General features: G+C 42.0%; 10 protein-coding genes. 1 reads left to right on the top strand and 9 read right to left on the bottom strand.

Annotation, left to right across the window (positions count from 1 at the left end):
* Positions 1-313: 313 nt before the first annotated feature.
* The 9 genes from AAEO50_RS20295 to AAEO50_RS20255 form a co-directional block, all read right to left on the bottom strand.
* Complete coding sequence (locus AAEO50_RS20295) at positions 314-1,090, bottom strand: class I SAM-dependent methyltransferase (RefSeq protein ID WP_341986184.1); 777 nt, start codon at positions 1,088-1,090, stop codon at positions 314-316.
* A 90-nt stretch (positions 1,091-1,180) separates the two neighbouring features.
* The gene (locus AAEO50_RS20290; RefSeq protein WP_341986183.1) at positions 1,181-1,615 is read right to left on the bottom strand and encodes a BrxA/BrxB family bacilliredoxin; all 435 of its coding nucleotides are present in this window, start codon (positions 1,613-1,615) and stop codon (positions 1,181-1,183) included.
* Between the two features lie 42 nt (positions 1,616-1,657).
* Positions 1,658-2,785 (bottom strand): conserved virulence factor C family protein, encoded by a 1,128-nt coding sequence (locus AAEO50_RS20285; RefSeq protein WP_341986182.1) that lies wholly within the window; start codon positions 2,783-2,785, stop codon positions 1,658-1,660.
* A gap of 75 nt (positions 2,786-2,860) precedes the next feature.
* Positions 2,861-4,750, bottom strand: a complete 1,890-nt coding sequence (locus tag AAEO50_RS20280) for an ABC-F family ATP-binding cassette domain-containing protein (protein ID WP_341986185.1) — start codon at positions 4,748-4,750, stop codon at positions 2,861-2,863.
* On the bottom strand, positions 4,747-5,418 hold the full coding sequence (locus AAEO50_RS20275) for an HD domain-containing protein (protein WP_341986180.1): 672 nt from the start codon (positions 5,416-5,418) through the stop codon (positions 4,747-4,749). The genes AAEO50_RS20280 and AAEO50_RS20275 overlap by 4 nt, the downstream gene beginning before the upstream one ends.
* A gap of 73 nt (positions 5,419-5,491) precedes the next feature.
* On the bottom strand, positions 5,492-6,355 hold the full coding sequence (locus tag AAEO50_RS20270) for a DegV family protein (RefSeq protein WP_341986179.1): 864 nt from the start codon (positions 6,353-6,355) through the stop codon (positions 5,492-5,494).
* Positions 6,356-6,385: 30 nt separating this feature from the next.
* Positions 6,386-6,877: a hypothetical protein gene (locus tag AAEO50_RS20265; protein ID WP_341986176.1), complete on the bottom strand. Its 492-nt coding sequence runs from the start codon at positions 6,875-6,877 to the stop codon at positions 6,386-6,388.
* Positions 6,878-6,959: 82 nt separating this feature from the next.
* A complete protein-coding gene (locus AAEO50_RS20260) occupies positions 6,960-8,651 on the bottom strand; it encodes a formate--tetrahydrofolate ligase (protein ID WP_341986175.1) in 1,692 nt (563 codons plus the stop codon).
* A gap of 95 nt (positions 8,652-8,746) precedes the next feature.
* Positions 8,747-9,421: a class I SAM-dependent methyltransferase gene (locus tag AAEO50_RS20255; protein ID WP_341986174.1), complete on the bottom strand. Its 675-nt coding sequence runs from the start codon at positions 9,419-9,421 to the stop codon at positions 8,747-8,749.
* A gap of 171 nt (positions 9,422-9,592) precedes the next feature.
* On the opposite strand from AAEO50_RS20255, the gene AAEO50_RS20250 reads away from it, so the two are divergent.
* Positions 9,593-9,811, top strand: coding sequence for a DUF3892 domain-containing protein (locus AAEO50_RS20250; RefSeq protein WP_341986173.1), 219 nt, complete (start codon positions 9,593-9,595; stop codon positions 9,809-9,811).
* The last annotated feature ends 188 nt before the right edge of the window (positions 9,812-9,999 follow it).

Below are 9,999 nucleotides of genomic sequence, written 5' to 3'. Positions count from 1 at the left end.
ACTTGTCTAGCTGCAGGGCTTAGAGGCACATGTCATAAGCCAAACCGACCAAGAAGGCAAAGAGCGCCTTCCAGGCCGATTCGTCTTATGCCACCTGCCTCTAAACAAAGCCCTTCCGCTTTTCTAATTGGCCACTTCTCCCGCAGGAGTCTTCGTCTTGCACTCCAATCAAAAGCTGGAACGCTATAGGCACTCGCTCTCCCCTAAGACGAGTGCCCTCCACCGCAATCAACTTAGGTGAAGATGAATAAAAAGTTTAACTCAGAACCAGTTCTTCCCTTCGTAGGAAGGAGTGAGTTCTTTTTATTGCTCCTTACAACCTAATAACACCAAAGTGAAATTTGGCTGAGGGTCTTTTTATCACTTCAAAGCCGTGTTCTTCAAAAAGGGGCGATTGATAGTGATTTTTCATGACGACCTTATTTCTGGCCACCCGTTTTGCCTCGGTAATCACTTCTTTTGTCAGCGGCGTATAGGAAGCCCAGTTTCTGATTGGATTTATGCCTGTTGAATCAGTCAGCCCTTCCTCAAACATCGGGTCGAAATAGACGACATCCACTGATTTATCGGCACATTCCTTTAATCTATCTTCAAAATTCCCTTGCCATACCTCTACTCTTTTCATGGCTTCGTTTAACTCTGTAAGGGGCGAGGACCAATTCTTCAAACCTTCTGCAATGATAGAGGCAATATACTTATTTGCTTCCATTCCTTTAACTGTTCCTTCAGATCCGACAACGTGACTGGCGATAATGCTGTCCGAAGCAAGGCCAAGTGTACAATCAAGGAAGCTCATTCCTGGTTGAAGCCCTCCTGCTTCCACCATGGGATCTTTTTCTCCGCGCATTAATCTTTTGATGCGGAATGAGGCTGAGTTCGGATGAAAGAAAAAAGGTTCTTCACCCTTTTTTCTCTTATGAAGCTCCAGCCGCTCTTTACCGACCATAACGCAATTTTGATCTTGATTTTCCATATGATAAATGAGTGATTTTTTTCCTCTTTCGATATAGGGAATGTTCAGTTCAGAAGCGATTCTCATTGCCTCTTTGATCACATTCTCGTTTGCTCTCCCGCATGTCGTTACAAACACAATTATTGTCTCCTTTTTCTGCTCATTCTACCATCATACCATAGAAATAGGGAACCCATTAAGAGTTCCCTAAGATGATTGTTTTATTTATTAGCAATGTTCGTTAAATGAAGAAGTCAAATTTGATATGATAGCTGAAATATCATGATCCTCTATTTCTTCTCTTGGAATGAAATGAACCACTTTATTTCCTTTTAACAATGCCATTGAAGGGGATGATGGTTCATAACCTTCAAAGTACTCTCTCATTTTCATAGTGGCTTCCTTATCCTGCCCTGCAAATACAGTCACCAGCTGGTCGGGAGTCTTGTCATTATTTAATATGGATTGAGTAGCAGCCGGTCGTGCAAGCCCTGCTGCACAACCGCAGACAGAATTCACGACTACCAGGGTCGTTCCTTCTGCACTTTCCATAAACTGCTCCACTTCTTCTGCGGTGGCCAGTTCCTTAAAGCCTGCTTGAGCAAGTTCCTGTCTCATAGGTTTCACCAATTGTCTCATATATTCTTCATAAGCCATTGACATCATACATTCCCCCTATAGAATTTAGTATATTTCATCTTCATGTTAATCCTGCAAACGTGCTTCAGTCATTTGTTTCCAAACGGATCCTTTGGCCTCTTCTCCGCCTTCTATACGTTCAATAGCCATTTTCACTTGTAATTTGACTTCGAATTCCAGATCATTTTCTGCAGCTTTCAAACCTGGAAGAGCCGTATCATCGCCTTCTTCATATAAGAACATTGCTGCCCGCCATCTCACCAATTTACTCTTATCTTTCAGTGCTTCGACCATTTGGGGCATCGCTTGCTTGAATCCGAGATCGGATAAGCAATCACCGGCTGTGCGGCGTACCGACACAGATTTATCTTCAAGCCCTTTATATAAAAGAGGCAATACACGCTCGTCTTCAATCATGCCCAGATATACCACGGCTAAACGCCTGATCGAGACTTTTTCATCCTGAAGTGCTTTTTCAAGCAGTGGAAGATCTTCTAAATTCGGATCATCCATTGCTTCCAGCTTCTGATATCTGGTTTGCCAGTCTGGTGCATCGAAATCATCGATCGTGATTTTTTGCTTCATACGTTGGACAGGTTGTGCTTCAGTACGGTTTTCCAAGGCCTGTTGAGCCAAACTTTCCAGTCTTGAAGGCGGATAGGCTGCAGTTAATTCTTCCACAACATCATTGCCGATATCATCGAGGTCGCCATATCTTACTCCATGGTCCTTCCACTTACGAAGCAGGACGACATTGTCTCCGTCCTGTTGGGCATTTGATAATGCCTTCATAAACGGATCAGGCAAAGAAAAACGCTTCTCTTCTTCTCCATCTGTTACCTTCACCTGCATTGGGATTCCTTTAAACATCTGGATCGAGACATTCACTTCACCGAAATGCTCTTCCATTTGGGATTCACTTGATTCTTGCTCGGCTTCTTCTCCAAATGCTTTTCTGACTTGAGGAAGAAGTTCCTGCCAATCAAACTTCGCATTCCGTTCAACAGCAAGGAAGTCTGCCACATGATAGACCCCTTTAATTCCTTCTATAAGAAGAATATCTTTAATGACTGAAGGTGCACCTTCCGACTGATCTTTTTTATAGTTATTACTCTTCCCAGCTTCAAGCTCCCTATCTAAGAGAACTTTCATCGTATTAGGGCTGGGGGTAGGTTCAATCGATACGATTCTCACAATTAATCCCCTTTCTGCCACCACTTGTTCTTTTCATCATAACATAGTTAATCTTAGGCAAAAAAACAAACTGCCTTATTCAGCATATTCAGAGAGATAACTCCATCTTTCAATCAAATGTTCTAGCTTCTCGTTTAACTGCTGGCTTTCATTCATCAATTCTTGCGCCCGTTCAAAATTACTTCCCACCGATTGAAGTTCTTCCTGGACTTTTTCCAGTTTATCTTCTATTTCAGCGATATTGCCTTCAATTTCATCCCACTCACGCTTTTCCATGTAAGATAGTCTTTTTTTCTCTTTTTCAGGTTGTTGTGAAAGCTGCTTAGAATCTGTATCCTTCTTTGCTGCCGCCTGGTTTTTCGTTACTGTTTCGGCTTCCTCCAGGTATTCTGTATATTCTCCGAAATATAAACCAATATCGCCATCACCCTTAAACACGAGCAATTGCCGGGCAGTCTTATCTAAGAAATACCGATCATGTGAAACTGTCACTACTACTCCGGAAAATTCGTTGATATAATCTTCAAGGACCGTGAGCGTTTCAGTATCCAAGTCGTTTGTAGGCTCGTCAAGCAAGAGGACATTCGGTTTTCCCATTAACAACTTCAGTAGAAACAGTCTCCTCTTCTCTCCTCCCGAAAGTTTTCGAATGAGCGTGCCGTGCGTACTCATCGGGAAAAGAAACCGTTCCAACATGGAAGTGACCGATATACGCTCGCCCTTTTCAGTGGTGATAAATTCACCGGCTTCCCTTATATATTCAATCATTCGCATATTTTCATTCAATTCTTCATGCCCTTGTGTATAATACGCGATTTTCACGGTCAACCCTTTGATCAATTCTCCTGAATCCAGCTCATCTTTTTCTCCAAGGAGATTAAGAAAAGTGGATTTTCCACTTCCATTTTTACCGACAACACCAATTCGGTCCCCCGGCTTGATCAAGTAATTGAAGTCTTTTAATATAATCTTGCCATCAAAGGATTTTGAAGCATCCTTCAATTCAAATACCTGTTTTCCAAGCCTGTCCCCACCGATTGCCATTTCGACTTGGGCATTATTCGGTCCGGAACTCATATTATCTTCCAGATTTTCAAAGCGCTGTATCCTTGCTTTCTGCTTTGTAGTCCTCGCTTTGGCACCTCTTCTCATCCATTGAAGCTCTCGTCGATAAAGGTTCTGCTGTTTCTCGGATACAAGGCGTTCGTTTTCCTCTCTCGTCGCTTTTGCCTCAATGAAAGAAGCATAATTCCCTCTGTAGGAATAAAGTTTTCCTCCATCCAGTTCGAACGTGCGATTCGTTACACTGTCCAAAAAATATCTGTCATGGGTAACGAGCAGCACTGAACCGTTATATTTGGCCAGGAAGTCTTCAAGCCATTTTATGGATTGATAATCCAAGTGGTTGGTCGGTTCGTCGAGTATGAGCAGATCTGGGGTTTCAATGAGCACCCCGGCCAGTGCCACCCTTTTCTTTTGCCCCCCGGATAATTCCTTCATTTTCTTTGAGAATTCATTGATACCCAGTTTTGTAAGGATCGCTTTGGCATTTGCATTCGCTTCCCATGCATGCAGGGTGTCCATCTGCTTCTGCGCCTCAAATAATCTCTCTTGAGAAGTGCTGCTTTTAGGATCTCTTTCCATTTCCATTAAAGCTGTTTCATATTCACGCATGGCTTTGATGATTTTTGCTTCTCCCCGATAAACTTGCCCGATGACGCTCAATTCCTCATTGATCTCGGGTTCCTGGGGCAGATAGGAAATGTGATAATCACCGGGAGCCATGATTTCACCACTATCATATTCTTCAATACCGGCGATCAGCTTTAACAGACTTGATTTTCCTGTTCCATTGACCCCGATCAATCCTACCCTTTCCTTTTCGTTGATGGAAAAAGAGATTCCACCAAATAAGGTCTTTTCCCCATAAGATTTTGATAAATTCTCTGCTGTTAACATTCTCATTCTTGACCATTCCATTCTTTGTTGAATTGCTTTAGGAACCCTAACATATATTCATGCCGTTCTTCTGCAAGAAGCTTCCCGGTTTCCGTGCACATCAAGCCTTTCAATTTCAATAATTTCTCATGAAAATGATGGATGCTCGAACTTTTTCCAGTTCTATACTCAGTAAGAGTCATTTCAGACCTAATCTCTATATCAGGGTCATATAGCACTTGACCTTTCTTACCTCCATAAGCGAACGTTCTCGCGATCCCGATGGCCCCGATTGCGTCCAGTCTGTCTGCATCCCTCACAATCATCGCTTTATCTGAGGTTAAAGACACCTCGTTTCCGCCTTTATACGAGATTGAATAGATGATGCCATATAGTTCTTCCTTTTCATCTTCGCTCAGTGAAAGTAAGGATATGTATTCTTCCAGTTTTCTTTTCCCTTCTGCCTCTGAAGAGTTAAGTTTTTCATCAGGTACATCATGCAGTAAAGCAGCTATCTCAATGATAAAAGTATCCGAAACATTTTCTTTCTCTGCAATTAAAAGAGCATTATTTCTTACACGCTCAAGGTGATGCCAGTCATGTCCTGTTGACTCATCATTAAATTCCCGTTTTAACGCGTTGATCAATCTTTCTATGTCTGTCCGCTTCAATTCCTCATCACCTTTCCCATCCATTGTATCAAAGAACGGACTAAAAGATTAAAGAGACGACATATAAGATTCTCACTTATACATCATCTCTCCACACTTATGCTTTTTCGTGCTCATCAGTCCAGCTGATCCCAATGGTGTTGGCACCTGCATGGACATCAATGACAGCTCCAAGGGGATAAGCTCCGAACTCAATATCCGGGTAGTTGATCTTTAATTCATTGATCCATTCGAGAGCCTCGTCGTGATTCAAGCCATGTAAGATCGAGACTTTTTTTATGACCTTCCTCTGTAATGCATCACCCAGCAGTTTACTCATGTTACTTAAACCTTTATTTATACTTCTAACTTTTTCTTTCACTTCCAATTTTCCGTCCTCTATAGAAAGAATCGGTTTTATATTCAAGACACTCCCAAGAAAGAATGATAGGCCGTTCATTCTTCCGCTCTTATGAAGCTGTTCCAGACTTCCTACCATTACATATAATTCCCTTGTCTTGATTTTCTCCTCTATTGATTCCTTTATTTCTTCAATCGACGCCCCCTTCTTATGAAGGGTTTGCCCATATTCAATAAGCTCAGTCAAGGGATATGTCAGCGTCTTGGAATCGATACAGGTTATGGAGGGCACTGTATCACTCAGAAGTTCCGCCGCCTGATATGCAGAAGACATGGTACCGCTGAAATGAGAGGAGACATGAATGGAAAAAATATGATCATAGCTCCCTCCAAGCTTTTCGTATAATTCCTTGAATGTACCGATCGAAGGCTGTGACGTTTTCACTTCAACTTTCTCTTCTTTCAATTTCTCGAAGAGGTCTTCTGGAGATAGATCTATTCCATCTTTATACTCCTTTTCCCCGAATAATATATTCATTGGTACCACAAACACATCATTTTCTTTACACACTGATAGATCTTCAATATATGCAGTACTATCAGTTACCCATGCAATCCTCATCCATTCCGCCCCCTTATTCATATAAACTCTTTAGTCCCATTCAGTCAATATATTCAAGGTTTCTATTGAAAAAGAAACCATCTGAAGGATATCATCCACCATCTCTTCTGTAATGACTCTATTAAAAGTCAGCATTCCTCTTACCTCCGGAGGATGAAGCGAAGAGTGCACCTTGATCCACTCCCAGCTCTTGTCCGTCCCCCATGCGCTTTCAAGCTTTTCTTTCACTTGATGTATTATTTCTTTCCCTTTGTACGTCAGTTGGATTTCAGCCCCTGCCTTATTCTTTTCTGAAACCCCCTTCTTTTCAGCCAGAAAATGGCCCATATCCGCTTTAAGTTGAAGAATGATCGAAGTGTTTTTTTCTGGCAGACAATATTCTATACGATACGTTCTTTCGTAATGAGCAAAGTCAAATAAATCTCTCCGGTCTAGTATGGAAATGTCTCCTGACAAATCTAAGTCATACACAGCTCCCTCAGCAACAACTTTTAAATTGTCGAAGGCCGTTGGATCAAACATCCGATATCCTCCTTTCATAAGGCCGTTTTCAAATAGTTTTGTTTTCCCGATATTGGACAACTAAAAACTCAACCGCCCTGGCTCAGAATAACCCGGTGGCTTTTCCGCTTGAATCCACATCCATGTTCAGGGCAGCAGGCTGTTTAGGGAGACCCGGCATCGTCATCACTTCCCCGGTCATGGCGACAATGAAACCGGCCCCGATTTTCGGCTTTAATTCCCTGATGGTGATGGTGAAATTCTTTGGTCTTCCCAGCTTCCCCGGGTCATCTGATAAAGAGTACTGGGTTTTCGCCATACATACAGGAAGGCCGCCCCACCCGTTTTCTTCAAATTCCTTCAACTGCTTCTTGGCCTTTACTGTAAAATCCACTTCACTGGCTCCGTATACCTGACTTGCAATGCATTCAATTTTTAATTGCAGCGAATCAGATAAGTCATACAGCGGAGTGAATGCCTTCTTATTTTCTTCGATTGTTTTTAATACCTTCTGTGCTAAATCCAACCCGCCTTTACCGCCTTCTGCCCATACATTTGTCAAAGAAACCGGGACTCCTTCTTCTTCGCACCATGCATTCAGAACGTTAATTTCCATTTCGGTATCCGATACAAAACGATTGATTGCAACCACATATGAAACATTGAATGCTTCAAGTGTTTCCATATGTTTCTTTAAATTGTCCAGCCCTCTTTTTAGTGCTTCCATATTTTCCTGCTGCAGGTTTCCTTTGCTTAGTCCCCCATGCATTTTCAATGCACGTATGGTTGCTACTAGTACAACTGCATCAGGAGATAAGCCGGCAGCACGGGTCTTGATATTCAGGAATTTTTCCGCGCCAAGATCCGCTCCGAATCCAGCTTCGGTAACAACGTAATCAGCAAGTTTCAAGGCGGTTTTGGTGGCGATGATACTATTGCATCCGTGAGCAATATTTGCAAATGGACCACCATGGATAAGCGCAGGTGTATGTTCGATTGTTTGCACCAAATTAGGTTTCAGGGCATCCTTAAGTAACAAAGTCAATGCTCCTTCCACCTGCAAGTCTTTGACGGTGACTGGCTGCTTTTTATAGTTGTAAGCGACCACGATCTGACCTAATCTCTTTTTTAAATCCTCGAGATCATTAGATAAACATAGAATGGCCATGATTTCTGACGCTACAGTGATATCAAATCCATCTTCTCTCGGAACACCTTGATAAGCTCCCCCAAGACCTATAACGATGTTCCTTAAAGCACGATCATTCATGTCGAGAGCTCGCTTCCATACGATTCTTCTGGGATCGATATTTAACTCATTACCATGATGAACATGGTTATCAATAATAGCAGCAAGTGCATTATTAGCGGTTGTAATGCTATGGATATCCCCTGTAAAGTGAAGGTTGATCTCATCCATTGGAAGAACTTGTGAGTTTCCGCCTCCCGTGGCTCCTCCCTTCATTCCCATGACAGGTCCCAAGGAAGGCTCCCTCATTGCAATCATTGCATTTTCATTCAACTGATTGAGCGCATCGCCAAGTCCCACCGTCACGGTTGATTTCCCTTCTCCAGCAGGAGTAGGATTGATGGATGTGACCAATATTAATTTTCCATCACTAAATTTATTTAGGTTATGTATCGCTTCGTAGGATATTTTCCCTTTATATTTTCCGTACAACTCAATATCATCTTCTGTCAGTCCGATATTTTGAGCAATTTCAAAGATTGGCAGGAGAGTTGACTCCTGTGCGATTTCGATATCTGTTTTCAATTTCTTTGTTGTCAATGTCATCGTATCCACCTTTTTAATATGTCATATCCATTTTATTCTCCTTTTATTTTACACCAATAGACAGTGAACCACTCTGTAAGAAGACCAAGTTTCTCTTATCGTTTGAACATAAATAGAGTCATGAATGTCAACGCCTGCTTTAATTCATTGGTAAGGCTGCCTGCAAGGGATGCATCAACACCTTTTTTATACACCCATTCTTCATCAATCTTCTTCCAGTCTTTTTCTTCGGCAAGCCTTTCTAATTCCCATGGCATCATCGTGTTGCAGATCGCTTCTTCCCCATGGAGACGAGGAAAGGAATTGTCCCTGGGGTGTGCCGTCGGACCAAGCAGTGCAATACAAATGTATCCTTCTTTCACTGTGACTCTTTCAAGTTCATTTAATGCTTCCAATGGTGATTCCGTCCATTCTATTGAATTGATGGCCATGACAGCATCAAACTCATTATCTTTGAAAGGAAGACGGATAAGATCTCCTTGAACGAATTGCAAATTTTCCCGTTCAAACCGATTTGCAATTTCAACCATTTTCTCTGAGAAATCCATTCCTGTCACTTTATATCCGTTTTGGTGGAGCAGATATGAGCCGTAGCCATCTCCACATCCCAAGTCTCCTACTTTTTCCCCTTTTTTAACAGTCTTAAGGAAAAATGGGATAATTGCTTTCCTGCTGCCTGTGGACCAGTTTTCAACGCTTCTTGAATGCCAATTATCTGCATTATGATCCCAGCGTGACCTGGCTTTTGTATGCCATTCAGATTTATTCATCATTACACCTCTGTAAGTTTATTCTCTTACTCTATTTCTTATTATAAAGGAAGAAATCCTTCTTTTTTCCCAATTTATTATTTGTAGACGCAACAAACCCATTTTCCTTATGAATCATGACATTTTCGACCATACTACTAATGAAATAATATTCGAAAGGGGGTTCAAATGATGGAGGAAATCACTAAAGTACAACGTAATTATCATGGGGACATCATCAGTTTTCAGACATCAGGCGGAAGAATCATATCTTATCGAAAAGCAGTGCTTGAAGCTTCAGAGGGCCTGCTTCAAGGTGTGGACCTTCAGGAAAATGAAATGGGAGACTATGAAATCTATTCTACCGGTTCAACCGATAAAGGATTCGACGATTTCCCAACCATATTTTAATGCTGCACAAATTGTAATATGAAAAAAGACTGCACCATATGCCGGGCAGTCCTTTTTCATTGAATAAAGATTATATAAATTTCACTTCGAGAATTGTCCAGCTCCAGCGCCTAGCCCCTCGAGACGTTTCGGTCCGCCCAATGAAGTCAAAGAGCGACTTCACCGGTCGGCCCTCCAACGCTTGTCGG

Source organism: Rossellomorea oryzaecorticis (genome assembly GCF_038405515.1).
Lineage (GTDB): Bacteria > Bacillota > Bacilli > Bacillales > Bacillaceae_B > Rossellomorea > Rossellomorea oryzaecorticis_A.
Note: the sequence above shows the minus strand (reverse complement) of the source record. Positions and strands in the feature narration are given on the sequence as shown.